This window comes from Metabacillus malikii (assembly GCF_030813355.1).
Classification (GTDB): Bacteria; Bacillota; Bacilli; order Bacillales; family Bacillaceae; genus Metabacillus; species Metabacillus malikii.
Genome location: NZ_JAUSUD010000004.1, coordinates 155576 through 172280, shown reverse-complemented (window position 1 = coordinate 172280; position 16705 = coordinate 155576). Strand labels below are relative to the sequence as shown.

15 protein-coding genes are annotated in these 16705 nt (G+C 36.4%); 8 read left to right on the top strand and 7 right to left on the bottom strand.

The genetic code is table 11. The annotated features are described in order from the left end of the window. Positions 1 to 37: 37 nt before the first annotated feature. Both J2S19_RS06245 and J2S19_RS06240 read left to right on the top strand, forming a co-directional pair. Entirely contained in the window at positions 38 to 1501 is a 1464-nt protein-coding gene (locus tag J2S19_RS06245; RefSeq protein ID WP_307338846.1) for a protein adenylyltransferase SelO, read from the top strand. A 22-nt stretch (positions 1502 to 1523) separates the two neighbouring features. Next, complete coding sequence (locus J2S19_RS06240) at positions 1524 to 2102, top strand: cysteine hydrolase family protein (protein ID WP_307338843.1); 579 nt, start codon at positions 1524 to 1526, stop codon at positions 2100 to 2102. A gap of 53 nt (positions 2103 to 2155) precedes the next feature. Here J2S19_RS06240 and J2S19_RS06235 read toward each other — a convergent pair whose 3' ends face one another. Next, complete coding sequence (locus J2S19_RS06235; protein ID WP_307338841.1) at positions 2156 to 2905, bottom strand: YqcI/YcgG family protein; 750 nt, start codon at positions 2903 to 2905, stop codon at positions 2156 to 2158. A 176-nt stretch (positions 2906 to 3081) separates the two neighbouring features. Next, positions 3082 to 3507: a DUF2935 domain-containing protein gene (locus J2S19_RS06230; RefSeq protein ID WP_307338838.1), complete on the bottom strand. Its 426-nt coding sequence runs from the start codon at positions 3505 to 3507 to the stop codon at positions 3082 to 3084. Positions 3508 to 3654: 147 nt separating this feature from the next. Between J2S19_RS06230 and J2S19_RS06225 the strand changes: the two genes are divergently transcribed. Then, positions 3655 to 3807 carry a DUF2639 domain-containing protein gene (locus J2S19_RS06225; RefSeq protein WP_307338835.1) on the top strand — a complete coding sequence of 51 codons (153 nt, stop codon included), beginning with the start codon at positions 3655 to 3657 and terminating at the stop codon, positions 3805 to 3807. Between the two features lie 69 nt (positions 3808 to 3876). Here the strand turns inward: J2S19_RS06225 and J2S19_RS06220 are convergent, their stop codons facing one another. From J2S19_RS06220 to J2S19_RS06200, 5 genes are read right to left on the bottom strand one after another with little or no spacing between them, the layout of a single operon-like run. Then, positions 3877 to 5475, bottom strand: coding sequence for an aspartate:alanine exchanger family transporter (locus tag J2S19_RS06220; protein WP_307338832.1), 1599 nt, complete (start codon positions 5473 to 5475; stop codon positions 3877 to 3879). Positions 5476 to 5498: 23 nt separating this feature from the next. Beyond that, positions 5499 to 7244 (bottom strand): thiol reductant ABC exporter subunit CydC, encoded by a 1746-nt coding sequence (gene cydC, locus J2S19_RS06215; RefSeq protein ID WP_307338829.1) that lies wholly within the window; start codon positions 7242 to 7244, stop codon positions 5499 to 5501. After that, complete coding sequence (gene cydD, locus J2S19_RS06210; RefSeq protein ID WP_307338826.1) at positions 7231 to 8958, bottom strand: thiol reductant ABC exporter subunit CydD; 1728 nt, start codon at positions 8956 to 8958, stop codon at positions 7231 to 7233. The genes cydC and cydD overlap by 14 nt, the downstream gene beginning before the upstream one ends. Beyond that, positions 8958 to 9971 (bottom strand): cytochrome d ubiquinol oxidase subunit II, encoded by a 1014-nt coding sequence (gene cydB, locus J2S19_RS06205; protein ID WP_307338822.1) that lies wholly within the window; start codon positions 9969 to 9971, stop codon positions 8958 to 8960. The genes cydD and cydB overlap by 1 nt, the downstream gene beginning before the upstream one ends. Next, the gene (locus J2S19_RS06200) at positions 9958 to 11361 is read right to left on the bottom strand and encodes a cytochrome ubiquinol oxidase subunit I (protein WP_307338819.1); all 1404 of its coding nucleotides are present in this window, start codon (positions 11359 to 11361) and stop codon (positions 9958 to 9960) included. The genes cydB and J2S19_RS06200 overlap by 14 nt, the downstream gene beginning before the upstream one ends. Positions 11362 to 11916: 555 nt before the next feature. Between J2S19_RS06200 and J2S19_RS06195 the strand changes: the two genes are divergently transcribed. The 5 genes from J2S19_RS06195 to J2S19_RS23670 all read left to right on the top strand — a co-directional run bounded on the left by J2S19_RS06195 (position 11917) and on the right by J2S19_RS23670 (position 16668). After that, positions 11917 to 12870: a ribose-phosphate diphosphokinase gene (locus J2S19_RS06195; protein ID WP_307338816.1), complete on the top strand. Its 954-nt coding sequence runs from the start codon at positions 11917 to 11919 to the stop codon at positions 12868 to 12870. Positions 12871 to 13158: 288 nt separating this feature from the next. Further along, entirely contained in the window at positions 13159 to 14160 is a 1002-nt protein-coding gene (locus J2S19_RS06190; protein ID WP_307338813.1) for an LLM class flavin-dependent oxidoreductase, read from the top strand. A gap of 140 nt (positions 14161 to 14300) precedes the next feature. Beyond that, on the top strand, positions 14301 to 14648 hold the full coding sequence (locus J2S19_RS06185; protein WP_307338810.1) for a VOC family protein: 348 nt from the start codon (positions 14301 to 14303) through the stop codon (positions 14646 to 14648). Positions 14649 to 14859: 211 nt separating this feature from the next. Then, positions 14860 to 15276, top strand: coding sequence for an SRPBCC family protein (locus J2S19_RS06180; protein ID WP_307338807.1), 417 nt, complete (start codon positions 14860 to 14862; stop codon positions 15274 to 15276). Positions 15277 to 15612: 336 nt separating this feature from the next. Beyond that, positions 15613 to 16668 (top strand): DnaA N-terminal domain-containing protein, encoded by a 1056-nt coding sequence (locus tag J2S19_RS23670; RefSeq protein ID WP_370875072.1) that lies wholly within the window; start codon positions 15613 to 15615, stop codon positions 16666 to 16668. Positions 16669 to 16705 lie beyond the last annotated feature (37 nt).

Genomic DNA, 16705 nt, shown 5'->3' with positions numbered 1-16705 from the left:
ATATGATGATAATTAATGACGTACTAAGGAGACGAAAATGACAGAACAAGCAAAAATTGGTTGGAATTTTGAAAATAGTTATACATCATTGCCACAAACATTTTTCAAAAAACAGCTACCGACAGAGGTTCAATCACCGACAACCATTATTTTAAACAAAGAATTGGCCGAATCACTTGGCTTAAATACTGAAGAATTAGATACCGAGCTTGGTGTACAGCAGTTAGCTGGTAACACAATCCCAAGCGGAGCAGCACCTCTTGCACAAGCCTACGCTGGTCATCAATTTGGACATTTTAATATGCTCGGAGACGGGCGGGCCATTTTATACGGGGAGCATATCACACGATCTGGTAATCGAGTTGATATTCAACTAAAAGGAGCAGGTAGGACGCCTTATTCTCGTGGTGGAGATGGACGGGCAGCACTAGGTCCAATGCTAAGAGAATACATAATTAGTGAGTCAATGTATGCATTAGGCATTCCAACAACTCGGAGTCTTGCGGTTATTACAACAGGAGAGGAAATCATCCGTGAAACAATGCTGCCAGGTGCAATTTTAACACGTGTAGCTGCTAGCCATATTCGTGTCGGAACGTTTCAATATGCAGCACAATGGGGGACGGTCGAAGAACAACGTAAATTAGCAGATTATACAATCTCGCGGCATTATCCGGATATAACAAATGACACAAATCGTTATGTAATGTTTTTGAGAGATGTCATAAATCGCCAAGCACAGCTTATTGCTAAATGGCAGTTAGTCGGCTTTATTCATGGTGTTATGAATACTGATAACATGACAATTAGCGGGGAAACAATCGATTATGGCCCATGCGCATTTATGGATACATACAATCCTGCAACTGTTTTTAGCTCGATTGACAGAGAAGGCAGGTATGCATACGGTAACCAACCATATATTGGCGGGTGGAACTTGGCGCGCTTTGCAGAAACGTTACTACCCTTTCTTGATGATGAAGAAGAAAAAGCACTCGAAATTGCTCAAGCTGAAATTTCTAATTACACTGCATTGTTTTATCAATTTTGGAATACCGGAATGAGAAAAAAGCTTGGCCTCTTTCACAAAGAAGAACATGACGGGTTACTAATTGAGGAACTTCTAAATCTAATGGAAAAATATGCAGCAGATTATACGAACACGTTTAGAGCACTGACACTAGAACAACAACTAGAAACTCCATTGTTTAAAAGTGAAGAATTTAACATATGGTATAACAAGTGGCAAAAAAGATTATCACAACAAGTTGAAACAAAGGAAGCAGCTATCACACTAATGAAACAATCAAATCCATCAATCATCCCGAGAAATCATCGAGTTGAGGAAGCATTATCAGCGGCAGTAACAGAAGGGGATTTTACTGTTTTAGAAAAACTGTTGCACGTTCTTAAAAATCCATATGCCTATTCATTAGAACATGAGGATTATACAGTCTGTCCAGCCCAACAAACACCTTATCGCACATATTGCGGAACATGAACGTAAAAAAGGAGCAATAATTATGACGCAACTATTCAAGCAGCCTGCACTTCTTGTTTTAGATGCACAAATCGGCTTTGACGACCCTTATTGGGGAAAACGAAATAACCCGGATGCTGAAGACAATATCGTAAAGCTATTAACAACTTGGCGTAAAAAAAAATGGGAGATCATATATTCACAACACCTTTCAATGGACCCTAAATCACCGTTACATTACAAATCACAAGGAACTGAATTTAAAGCAATGCTTAAACCAATTCAAGGTGAAGCTATTTTTCAAAAGAGCGTAAATAGTGCTTTTATCGGAACAAAGCTTGAAACTTACCTTCAGGAAAAAAAGATTCAATCTGTCGTCATCACAGGATTTTCAACACAACATTGTGTTTCCACAACAACACGAATGAGTGGTAACTTAGGTTATGAAACATATCTAGTCTCTGATGGAACAGCAGCCTATGAACTTACAGATCATGAAGGAACCTATTATCCACCTGAAGCGATTCATAACCATGAACTAGCAACATTACACAAGGAATTTGCAACAATTGTTACGACAATTGAACTAATTAAACAAATTGGGCAATCAATTAGCAATTAAGAATATATAAAGCAAAAGGGTGACTCAATCATTTTGAGTCACCTCTAAATTCGTCACTTTTCCTTTTCATTCTTTAGCATTCTATGAAAAGGACATTTTGAAAGAGCCGAATCATCATCATGTAAAAAGTATTGTTTCCATTCAAAGTTATCCTCATTTCCATAACTGTTTAATTCGGGGTGAATCGGGACAGAGTCATACTTTTCAATTCGCTTCCGTACTTGTTTTCTGATTTTTTCTGCGTACTTAGGAGATTCTCCAAACTTCGTTAACACCCATCTCGGAGTAATTGCTAGCATATACTCGTCAAAGTGTCTGCTTTTTCGATTTCGATGTGCAGGAGTACCACAATACATAAAGTATTGTTCACCATGAAAACAAAATTCCCAAAGCGTTTCCTCTGGATTAGAAGGAATATGTGCTGGCCACTCTTTTTCATCATGACTCGCTAAATCATTCATTTGATTCCAAAAAATTTCTTCGAATTGTTCAACTGTATACGTTTCTTTCAGCACTTCTGGTGTATTGAAAAAGATTATCAATGAAGTATAATCCCCAAACTCATTTGATGATTCTGTATACTCAGCTAAAAGCTTTCTAAGTTGAATTTTAGCCTCCTCGTTACGAGGGTCTGGTAGAAAACCATAACGAAGATGGTTTAATGCAAAGCCTTGTGTTGCCGGTATACAAGGAAATAACTGCTCTCTGTCCTTCATTTTTTTTGCGAACTTTTCAAACGTCTCTTTTTCCCAATCTGACAATCTATCTATATTAATGGGCTCTAATTGTTGCAATCCTTTCATGGCTTCATCACCTCCTAAAGCTTATACAGTATACGAATAGGCTCTTTAGAAGGTGAATGTCCAACTACTATTTAAAATGGGGACTGTCCCCCAACCCTTTAACGCAGTAATAGAGCGGGGGACTGTCCCTCAACTATTTAACGCGGTAAATCAGCGGGGGACTGTCCCCACACACATTATTTATTGTACAGTATCGTCTGTGCGACCCCGATAAAGTATTCTGATTCCACGATGATGTGGTGCATGACGACCTTTGCCGTTTGATTTGTTTTTATTGGTTCACTTTTTTCTGTGAGCATGCGGCAATAATCAGTGAACTCCTCACTTTGCTTTAAACAGAATGTTACAAGCTGGAGCACATCTTGATAAAGTGCTTGAGAGACTTGTCCATTTGATCGATTGACGGTTTCAATATAGCGAACAACACGTTGATGTGCTTTTGCAAATTCCGCTTCCCACTTTTGTAACCCGGTTACATATTGTTCTTCAAGACCCTTTACAAGTTCACGAATTACAACTGTATGCTCCTCCTCTTGATGTTTCCAAAATTCTGCTTCATCTAGTACACGTAAAGGCATTTGGTTTCCGTAATAAAATTGCATAATATCCTCCCCATATTAATTAGTCCATTCATTATTATGTATTCAGCCCGTCCATATGAAAGAACTATAAAAATAAAAGAGGAATTACTCATTGTTTTTCACAACAGCTCATAGGATAGAGGCAAGCAGAGAGAAAGAGGTGAGATGATGGCATATCCAGGCTCGAAAGGATGGTTCGTTCAGCAGTTAAAGGCAAATGGGATTTCACGTCATCCTAGTGAAAAAAGAAAAATTGAGTTATACAAATCGTATATTTTAAGAGGCCTCTATCACGAATATGTCTTGAAGAAAAAAAGATGAGGGGGGAGGTTTACAGGTTCAAGAGAGGGCGATTTCACTCACCCTCTTATTCAATAATGAATCATAGACTTATAAAATGAAAATGAGTAACTGTGCCATAACCGCTACTAAAATAAGTGCAAACGGATAGGCAGCAGCATAAGCGATTGTTGGGTCTTCAGCATCAACTAACTGATTTACAGACCCTAAGCCAGGCGTACTTGTCATTCCGCCACATAACGCTCCAAGTGAATGAAGCATACTTAACTTAAACACCTTTCTAGCAAAAACGTAACCGACAATCATCGGTACAATTGTAATTAAAGCACCACCAATCAATAGACTCATACCTTCAGTTTTTACGACATCTACTATACCTTGACCTGCAGCTCCTCCTGCTCCAGCTAAAAATAAAGCGAGACCAATATCACTAATTACTTGATTCGCTGGCTGATAATACCTCGTATGAATTGGACCAAGTTTACCAAAATGACCAATGATTAAAGCAATAAATAACGGTCCACCGGCAACACCTAATGTAATTATTCCTAAACCAGGTAAAGGTATTGGTATCATCCCAACTAAGATTCCGATTAATAAAATAATACTTAATGACAGTAAATCAACATTTGTAACAGTCAATTTATTACGAGCAAATAGCTTTTCAACCTCATCTAACCGATCCTCACTACTAACAAGGCGAAGCACATCACCACGCTCAAGGCGAATTCTCGGATTCTGTGGGTATTCAATACCAGCCCGTTCCATTCGTGTTACCGTTACCCCATATTTGCGACGTAGCTGGAGCTCTTTCAGGTTTTTCCCAATTACTTCATCCGAATCAACAATAACGTTCCGAAATATTATATTGTCAACATTTATCAAGTTAGTTTGAACCTCAACACCGGCATAGGAACTAAATGCATTCAGTTCACGCTTTGTTCCGACAGTAACGAGCTGGTCACCTATTAATAGCACGGTATCATTTAGGGCAATAATATTACGAGTACCTCTAATAACACGAGAAATAACAACCGAATTTCGCTTCTCGAACTTTAGTTCCTTCAAAGTCCGTTTATTAATGCTAGGATTCGTCACTTCAATCGTCATTACTTCAGGTGACTCTTCATTTTTAGTTGGGCTTGTTGTTTGTTGTAAATCAGCTATCAAATCTACCTTAAGTAGGCGAGGGACAAGCTGAACGAAAATAACAACAGCAAGTACGCCAAAAGGATAAGCAATCCCGTAGCCGACGGACGCAAGTGGATCCTTTGTTGCTTCAAGAGCGGCCGCGAGACCAGGAGTACTTGTCAACGCACCTGTCATAATCCCGATACTTAATGACTCTGGTAAATGAAAAAGTTTAGAGACAAGTACTGTCGTTACTACAGCAGAAAAGATAATGACGACAGCAACAATTCCAAAAATAAACCCACTTGAACGTATCATCCGGAAAAATCTCGGTCCAGCATTCAAACCTACCGCAACGATAAAGAGGCTAAGACCAAAATTTTGTATGAGTGGGGAAATTTGATAGCCAAAATGCCCAAAAACCATCCCAGTTAACAAAATCCCTGCTGCCCCTAAACTCAAGCCTTTAACTTGTATTTGACCGAACCATGAGCCGATAAATAAAATAATAAATAATAAAATTAATGGTTCATGTAAAAGCTTTTCTGCAAATTCCACAAGCGTGCCTCCACCAAATGAATCTAATGTACTAAGCCACCACGATCCATTTGAAATAATTGTCGATAACGTTTATTAGTTTTTATTAATTCATGATGACTGCCTTTCATCGTCACTAATCCGTTATCTAAAAATATGACTTGATCCATCCTATCCATTGCAACTAAGTGATGGGTTATCCAAATCACTGTTTTATTCTTTAGAGCTGTAAAAATCGTATTGAGTAATGTTGCTTCAGTTAATGGGTCTAGACCAATTGTCGGTTCATCAAGAATAACGATAGGTGTATCTTTTAATAATATTCGTGCAAGAGCAATTCGCTGGCGCTCACCACCTGAAAAGCGCTGCCCGGTTTCTTCCATTTGTGTTTCAAGTCGTTTTGGCAACGACTCAATATAATCAGCTAAGCCAACTTGTTGCATCACCTCGATAATCTCTTCTTTGGAGGCATGCTCATTTCCTAAGCGAATATTATTTTCAATTGATGTTGCAAATAAATAAGGCTTTTGATTTAACACACTTATTAGGTCATAAATATGTTCTCCAAATGAAGAAGGGGAGACGCCACCAATTGTAACCATACCTTCATTTGGAATGAGTGTTCCTTGTAGTAGTTGAATTAATGTCGACTTTCCTGCACCACTTTTCCCGAGAAGAGCAATTTTTTCGCCTTGTTTAACTGATAGCGTAATATTCTGCAGCGCATAAGCTTGTTGCTGTTGATCGTAACGATATTGAAGATTATTCACCTCAATATTTACATGATCAATAGATGCAGCATCAATTGATATAGTTTTCACTGGCTTCTCATGAGCAAAGGCTTGAATTTTGTCAATCCTTTTTAACGATTCCACATATGAGCTCACACGATCGACCGCGTGGGAAACTTGAATCATACCTTCCAGTATAGGCAAGGTCACTAATGTAAATGCTGCGATATATGCAGGTGCAAATTCTTCTGCTTGCACCATGTTACTAGACCAAATCGCAATTGATACCATGACTATTCCTGATATTAGTTGTAGTTGAAATCCTCTAGATTGCGTCCAAAACACGATTGAACGGTTAATGTCATTGATTTTCATTTGGGCATTGTAGAAGTCCCCGATAAATTGCTCACTTTTTCTGCTAATCATCCAATCTCTCAGCCCGAACAAACTATCTGTTAATGTTTCATATTGTTTAGTATGCCTCATTTTCTGATTTAATTGTCTTGATTTTAGAAAGTAAAGCGAAAAAATAGGGTAGATAAATACGATTAAACAAAGACAAAACAGTATCCAAATCGTAAATTTCCAATCGAAAACAGCAATTGTCATTGTTGACATAAAGAGAATGACGAGTGCACTAATGGTTGGAAAAATCGTTCGAATGTAAACATCCTGTAAATGCTCAATATCATCTGCTAATGTCCCTAATAAATCACCAGTCTTAAAATGATTATGGATAAATAAAGCTTGTGGTTCAATCATTTCATATAATTTCACACGCATTGCACTTACTATTTTTAAAACGGCATTATGACCTGTAAGCCTCTCAATATATTGAAAAACGGCCCTTGAGATTCCGAACGTGCGGACACCAACAATGGGTACATATAAGAGTAAAATTGTCTCAGGTCGAAGAGAGGCTCTAGAAATTAAATAACCTGATGTAAATGCAAGTAGCGCACTTGTAGCGATCGTTAACACTGAAAAGAAAATGGCAAGAACGATTGATTTTATATATTCCTTTAGGTATGGAGTAATGTACACCTTAAAAAGATTCATCTAATGATTCACCTCCTATAAAATCGAAATAATATCCTTTTTTATCATACAATTCCTCATGTGTTCCAGCTTCAACTAACTTTCCTTTTTGTAAAACAAAAATGTAATCCATATCCTTTATCCAATGGAGACGATGAGTTGCAAAAAAGACTAGCTTATTCTCTAATAAAGGAAGGAGCATCTGCTTCATTTCGTACTCTGTTTCTACATCTAAATGTGCTGTCGGTTCATCAAATAATAAAATCGGCTGATTTTTCAACAAGACGCGTGCTAATGATATCCGTTGTTCTTCACCTCCGCTTAAGGACCGTCCACCTTGACCGATTTTTTCGTTAATACCGTTCGGAAGACTGTGAACCAGCTCTGTTAATCCTGCCAGCTTTATTGCTTTATGCAACTGTTCATCTGTTGCAGTCTGATCATTCCACCGAATGTTTTCAGCAACTGTCCCAGAAAAAATATACGGATGCTGTGGAATATATGAAAGCTGTTTATGCCATTGCTCAATCGAAAAATGGGGGATTTCCACACAATCAATTACAATGGAGCCCTCGGTCGGCACAGTAAACCCAGCTAGCACATCAATCAATGTTGATTTACCTGCACCAGATGCCCCTATAATTCCTATTTTATTAAAGCCTTTAACCTCAAACGAAATACTATCGAGAAGCTTACGTTGTTCTTCCTCGGATGTCACTGACATATGTTTTATCGATAATGTTGTATCACGATTCCAAGCAGGGAGGGAGAAGTCACGATTCATAAACGGAATATTCTTCTCCTGTAGTATTTCATGAATTTGCCTACTTGCTTCTTTTCCATCCATCGTTGCATGAAAATCATTGCCAAATTCCCGTACAGGTGCAAAATATTCAGGTGCTAATATAAGCATTGCAAGAGCAACTTCTAATCCGGTTGTGCCCTCAATTAATCTCACCCCTAATTCAACAGCAAGGACAGCAATTGACAGACTAGAGAAAAATGTTAACGAAAATGTTGATAAAAATGCTAACCGTAACGTTCGGTTCGTAGCAATTCGATATTTATTACTGACCGATGCGATTGCTCTAACATGGGATTTGCTTCTTCCTAAGTAAGTCAAAGTAACAATTCCACGTAAAGAATCAACAAAGTGGCGTGACAATAACCGATAAGTATCCATTTGGTCATCAATTTTCTTTTTAGCAGCTAACCCTAGTAGCGCTAAAAAAACAATCATAATCGGCATTGTAATTAGCAGTACAATACCAGAGAGAGTATCAGAGTAGAAGACATATAATAAAATAATTGCGGGGATAATAAACATAGATAGAAAACGAGGAATAAACAATTCTAGATACTTACGAAATTGCTGAATACCCTCTATAGTCAAAGTAATGATATTTCCTGTCCCATGTCTTGAAACGCTTTTTGGTCCGACTGCAAAAAGCTTCGACAATAGCTTCTTTTGAAGAGCTATCGAAGTTTGTTCAGCATAACGATAACTCAAACGTTCCTTCATCCATTGGAGAAAATGTCGGAATGAAAAGAGACTTATAAACAAGGTGAAATAGGGAAGGACAGCTTGCCAAACTGTCCCGTGAAATAAATTCGTAATCATTTTAGATAAATAGATTGCTTGAAAAACAATTGTGAAACCTTGAACAATCGTTAGCACAGAAATTACTATAAATATTCGCTTAATACCTCGGTATGTTAATAATGTTTTGTCCATTAGTATTCTAGATGCTCCTTACTTGTTACTCGTTTTCTAAATACATAATAACTCCAAATCGTATAAGCTAAGACGATCGGTACCATTACCACAGCTACAATCGTCATAATCTTTAAAGAATATTGGCCTGAAGCTGCCTGATATATCGTTATATTGTTTTCAGTATCTAGTGAACTGATTAATACATTTGGGAATAATGTAACGAAAAAGGATGCAGTCACTAAAATCATAATCAACCCGGTTACTGTAAAGCTTAAACGCTCTCGTTTTTGTTTTAATAACGGTAGGAGCAGCAAAAATAGGAAAACAGCGATACTATACATCGGAATAATAAACATTCCTTTGTCTGTAAATGCAGGCGTAAATATGGCAGTTAACACGATAAATAAGATAATAACAACGCCTGATACAATATAGATTTTTTTCGCCTGTTCACGCGCACGTTCCCTTAAAGAATCAGTTGTTTTTAACGAAATAAACATCAAGCCATGTAAATAGGAGAGGAGAACAAAAGCAACACCACCAGCAACATTATATAAATTGACAATATCCGTAAAGCCAGCGTACATGTTCATACTCCGATCTACAGGCAACCCTTGAATCAAGCTTGAAAACAATACCCCAATTAAAAATGGGGGAAGAATACTTCCTAAAAATATCGACCAATCCCATGTTTGTTTCCATTTTTGCATTTGTGCTTTGCCTCTAAACTCAAACGAAACCCCACGAGCAATTAATGCTAACAAAAGCACAACAAACGGAATGTAATAGCCGCTAAATAAGGTTGCATACCAATGTGGAAATGCCGCAAACATCGCACCACCGGCAGTAATTAACCAAACCTCATTTGCATCCCAGAAAGGACCGATCGTGTTGATAAGCACTCGTTTTTCAGTTTCATTTTTGGCGAGAAACTTCGTACTCATTCCAATACCAAAATCAAAACCTTCTAAGAAGATAAAACCTACAAATAATATTCCGATTAATAAAAACCATATCTCACTTAACTGCATGTTCCAAACCTCCTTGATTAAATGGGTCTGATGCAGAAATATCTTCTGCGATTTTCGCATGTGGTCCTTGCTTAATCACTTTCACAAATAGGTATACAGTTGCCGCAAATAATAGTGTGAAAATGGTTAAAAATGCAATTAATGAAAATAATATCTGTCCAGATGTAACATTCGGACTAACTGCTTCTGCTGTTTTAAATAACCCATTTACAATCCAAGGCTGACGGCCAATCTCAGACATAATCCAACCCGAAGTATTTGCAATAAACGGCGCTGCAATCATAAATACCATTACTCTTAAATAAACTGGATGATTTTCTGGTTTCCCCCATTTACGATAGATGAGACCGAGTATTGAAAGAAGTATCATTGCACTGCCAAAACCAACCATAATCCGAAAGCTCCAAAATGTTGTTTTAACTGGTGGAATATAATTTCCTTCACCATATTTTTCTTCATATTGTGACTGAATCGTGTTCATTCCTAATACTTCACCTTTGAATTCACCGTAAGATAAGTAACTCAATAAGTAAGGAACTTTTAAACTTGCACTAACTTCCTTGTTATCAGTGTCAATATTGGCAATAACAGTCCAAGGTGCCGGGTCTGTCGTATCTTCATAGATTCCTTCTGCAGCAGCCATTTTCATTGGCTGTGCTTCAACAAGATATCCTGCCTGCGAGTGCCCTGAAAAGGCAATTCCTATCGATGAAATACTTCCGACAATTAATGCAATCGTCATTGAAGATTTAAAGAATGTTACATCTTGTTTCTTTAACAACTTCCATGCGCTAACACCAATAATAAAGAAGGCGCCTGTTGCAAATGCTGCAAATACTGTATGCGGGAAAGCCACTAATACCTTTTCGTTTGTAAGTACAGCGAGTAAATCATTCATAAGTGCCCGCCCATTTTCCAGCTCGTAACCTACTGGATTTTGCATAAAGGAGTTAGCAGTTAATATCCAAAACGCAGATAAAACAGTTCCGATTGACACAAGCCAAATACAAGCTAAATGTAATGCTTTTGGTATACGGTTTTTCCCAAATACCCAAATTCCAATAAACGTTGATTCAATAAAGAAGGCTAGTAATGCTTCAATTGCCAATGGAACACCAAAAATATCACCCATAAATCGTGAATATTCGGACCAGTTCATTCCAAATTGAAACTCTTGAATAATCCCCGTTACAATTCCTACCGCAAAGTTAATTAAAAAGAACTTCCCCCAGAAATCTGTCATTTTTGAGAACATTTCATTTTTCGTCACAAAGTGCATCGTTTGCATAATCGCAACTAAAAAAGCAAGTCCGATTGACAATGGGACAAAGAAATAATGAAAAATTGTCGTTGATGCAAATTGTAATCTTGCCAGCATAAGTTCTGTCATATTATCCCTCCTACGTATTTCCAATTAAAATATAGCACCAAAATAGCCATCCTTCATTGTGAAAATGTGAACATAATATGAAGCTATTGTTACAATAATTTGTCAAGGACTAATTTTTGGATCGCCATTTTAAAAGGGATTTTTAGTAAAACTTTATCATGAACCACAAACTAATCCTGAATGAAGGGGAATAGAAATTAAGGTAATAAAAGAATTATAGGAAGGATTTATTGAAAGGTTATTAACTAAATGTTTTTTATATTTTCAATGAAGATTAAGAAAGAAAAGTAACTCAATCCGACAGCTAAGTAGAAATCCACCAGTATAAGAAGATATTCGAAACCTACAATTTTTAACAAATGCTGTAATTTTAAATGTTTGTCACCAAACAAATAACTACATTCCTTCAAAAAAAAGTCAAAACCATTTAACAAAGCTTAAAATTTCACATAAAAATTTCATCTAATGACTATTGTATGAATTCTTTATAGTGTAAACTAGAATTATGTCGAAAGATGAAAAGATAAAATTCCTTGTGGAGGTCTTCACTTAATAATGTCTAATCAATATCCAAAAACAAAATTAAAAATCTTTACACTAAATTCAAACAAAGCACTAGCGGAAAAAATTAGTGACTGCTTTGGTGTAGAATTGGGAAAAAGCTCTGTAACTCGCTTTAGTGATGGTGAAATCCAAATTAATATAGAAGAGAGTATCCGTGGCAATGATGTCTATATCATCCAGTCTATAAGCAACCCAGTAAACGAGCATTTAATGGAACTACTTATCATGGTTGATGCGTTAAAACGTGCTTCTGCAAATACAATCAATCTAGTCATCCCTTATTATGGCTATGCTAGACAAGACCGAAAAGCACGAGCAAGAGAGCCAATCACTGCGAAGCTTGTAGCAAATCTCATTGAACGAGCTGGAGCAAACCGTGTCATCGCACTCGACCTCCATGCACAACAAATTCAAGGGTTCTTTAATATTCCAATTGACCACTTATTAGGTGTACCAATACTAGGAGAATATTTTTTAAACAAAAATTTAGATGATATCGTCGTTGTTTCTCCTGACCACGGTGGTGTAACACGTGCACGTAAATTAGCAGACCGTCTTAAAGCACCGATTGCCATAATCGACAAAAGACGACCAAGACCAAATGTAGTGGAAGTGATGAACATCGTCGGAAATATTGAAGGCAAAACAGCGATATTAATTGACGACATCATCGACACAGCCGGTACAATTACATTAGCAGCTAACGCACTAGTGGAAAATGGCGCGAAAGAAGTATACGCGTGCTGTACACATCCAGTTCTATCAGGCCCAGCAATCGACAGAATCGACAATTCGAAAATTAAAGAACTAGTCATTACTGATACAATTGCACTTCCAGAAGAAAAACGCATTGACAAAATTGTCGAGCTTTCCGTTGCACCACTTATTGGTGAAGCAATAAAACGGATACACGAAAATTTATCAGTTGATGAACTCGTTCAATAATTAATATTTTTTATATATTTAAAAGGGTAGAATTTATCATCATGGATGGAATATTCTACCCTTTTTGCTTTACATTTACTTTATTAGCTTGAAATGAGGTTACTCTAATCATTTTAATGAATCAATTTCCATAACAGGTAAGCCAATAATGAGCAAGTAATATTACAACCTTTATGGCACAATACTACTAACAAGTATTCGTTTTATAAAATGCATAAGCATATTTGTTTGTTTACTTACCATCAATTGTTACTATAGTAATATACCGTGAGAGAAAGGATTATAAATATGTCAACTATAAATATACCCGTATCAGTTTTAAATTTAGCACCCGTTCGTGAAGGGCAAACTCCTAAAGATGCTGTTGACTCAATGGTAGATTTAGCACAAGCAACGGAAAAGATGGGCTATAAGCGCTATTGGATAGCTGAACATCATAACTCGCCAACACTTGTAAGTTCTGCAACTTCAATTCTAATCAAACATACGTTAGAACATACGAAGACTATTCGTGTCGGTTCAGGAGGAGTAATGCTACCGAATCATTCACCTTTAGTTGTAGCAGAACAATTCGGAACAATGGAAACAATTTATCCAAACCGACTTGATTTAGGGTTAGGGAGAGCGCCAGGCACAGATATGATGACCGCAAGTGCATTAAGACGCTCACAGAATGATTCAGTTTACACATTTCCTGACGATATTAATGCATTGCTTACATATTTCGGTCCGGAAGAAAAACAGGGTTATGTAAAAGCTTATCCAGGAGTAGGGACTAACATCCCGATTTATATTCTTGGTTCATCAACAGATTCAGCATATTTGGCAGCAAAACTTGGATTACCATATGTGTTCGCATCCCATTTTGCACCAAGATATATGGAAGAGGCAATTTCCATTTATCGTGCTAGATTCCAGCCATCACAGTACTTAGACAAGCCGTACATGATGGTTTGCCTTAACGTCATCGCGACAGAAAACGATGCAGAAGCCGAAAAAGAAATCACAACAATGCAGCAATTTTTCCTAAATGTTGTCCGTGGCTCCAGCAATCCATTACAACCGCCTGTTGATACGATGGAAGGAATATGGAGTCCAGCCGAAAAAGAAATGGCTTCATCAATGTCAAGTGTGACATTTATGGGAAGTAAAGAAACAGTAAAAGCACAGCTAATCAACTTCCAAGAGAAATACAATGTCGACGAAATTATGGCCGTTTCCTATATTTATGACGAAGACAAGCAAAAACGCTCATACGAGATATTAAAGGAAATTGTCAAAGAAAAGTAATACTTATAAAAGCAAACCTTGCAGTACAAGAGGTTTGTTTTTTATTCTATTCATTTATCTAAGATTTTCCTTGTAAAAAGGACACGGAATAACATATGTCGAATATATCCAAACATATCAACTAATTTGGAGGGAGACTTTTGAATCCAATCTCAAAGAAAATCGGTGGTGTCTTTATTCCTGTACGAAATGTCGAAAATGCCCGTGATTGGTATTGTGACTTATTAGGATTGCCAACAAACGGGGATATCTTTTTTGACCATATCTATGTGCTTCCATTAGAAGGTCCAAATATTGTCCTAGATAGCAAACTATACAGCCCTGAAAACATTTTTCAAGTACCAGCATTCCAATTAAACACAAATGATATAAAGCAGGCTTATCAATATATGATAGAAAAAAATGTTGAACTTATAACAGGAATTGAACATGGACATTGGTTTAACTTTAAAGATCCTGATGGAAATATATTAATGATTTGTCAGTAATGGCAAAACAAGACTCAAATCTTAAGTTTTGCTCTTTATACTTATGAGAAAGTAGCCCGTACAAATTAACAAATATTCTTATGATTTGTATTAAGATACAAATATAAACTATGATAAAGATAAAATTCACCTGAATTAATTTTATCTTTTCAGAAAACGATATAAAAGAATCCGTTATGAATATTGGGATTTTTAAAAGGAGTAATTAATTATGGAAACAATTCAAGATATTAAGCATACAATCCGTCTCGGAGCACCTTTACAAAAGGTATGGGAAACGGTGTCATCATCTGAAGGCATATCATCATGGTTTATGCCTAATGATTTTGAACCTAAAGTAAGTCACGAATTTACCTTACAATCTCCGTTCGGTCCATCTCCATGCAAAGTAATAGAAGTCGATGAGCCGAACAAAATTTCGTTTACATGGGATGTAGATGGTTGGATTATTACTTTCCTTCTAAAAGACTTAGGTGAAGAAACAGAATTCACCCTTATTCATAGTGGCTGGGGAGCTTCAGAAACGATTACAAAAGCGAACGAGAAAAGTTCAGTTGTTCGTGAACGAATGAATAATGGTTGGAATGACATCGTAAATAAACAACTTCGAAAAGTAGTAGAAGGATAATAGTTCATTAATCTTAACAGCGAAGGTTATAGCTACTAACCATTATGGTGATAAGAAAAAAGGTCCTTATTTTAATCAAAAGATATTATAGACGTTATTCCAGTGGAATAGCGTTTTTTAGTTGCATTAAATTTAAGCTTAGCTGTACTAAATAAAAGGTATCGTAGGCGGTTCTGTTTGAATTAGAGGGGGGAGCTTTTTGAATTGCCCACTAATTTATTTATATTATCATAACGACTTTTTATTATTGGAAGCATCGTGAAAATATTATAAAATATTCCTATTGCAATCTACTATTTTTATCATTAAATTAACTATCTAAGGTTAGGTGATCCTATGACGAGTACTTTGAATAACGACGATAAACAACAAGTTTGGGACTATGTAGTAGCAAGAATTGAAGAATATGGGTACGGTCCTAAAGAAACACTTGATATGATGATGCACTTCATTACAGGTAATGATTTTCGCACAATAGGGAAAGAAACGGAAGCAGATTTAAGACAATTAGCATACAAACAAGAAATTATTGATTATCTTTCCAAGCAAAATATAAACAATGGGTTAAAAGCAGAAAATTTGTTATATCCAAGCAACGATAATTCCAGTTATGTTGAACTAAAAGAAAATGACATAAAAACAATTCTACGTAGCTTTGAACAATCCGTTTGGGAAATGAAATCGTATGAGGAATTTAAAAGACTTCTTAAGCATTTGAAATTTGAAGATGACGATTATTACTTGGTTACAGAAAATTTATTCAATCCACCAATAACTGACATGAAGGAACGTGCTTCTTATATTGCAAAAACCTACCGAAAACTTGCCTATCAATACCTTTCCTATTTACAAAAGAATGTAGAAGTTAATAAAGATTCGATAAACATCCTCTCAAACAAAGAAATAACTGATGATAAAACATCTGTGAAAACTATAAACATAAACGAAGCATATCAAGCGAAGCTATGGAGCGAAGTAAAGGAGAAAATCTCCAAAAAAATTAGTAAACCTTCCTATGAAACTTGGATATTAAACACCGAAGTCAAAATAGATGATGATTTATTATATGTTATTGCACCAAATGAATTCTCAAGGGATTGGCTTGAATCACGATATAAATCTCTAATCTTTGATACATTACGTGAAACAGCAGGTCAAACATTTGAAGTAGAAATGATAACAATTAATACGCCTTTATACTTAATTGACGATGAATACACATCACCGCGAAGTGAACATCGACATAAAAATATGAGTAAATCAATCCATAAAGGGGATTTAGAAGAACTCTTAAATAAAATATCAGAGATAAAAAAAGATATGTACGCATTTAAGCGTAAGACAAATAAGAAAATGGATGACATTTTGGAGTTGGTCAACAATAAAGTATAATTTTTTCCTCGGAACACCCCCTAAACGTGTACCGTGA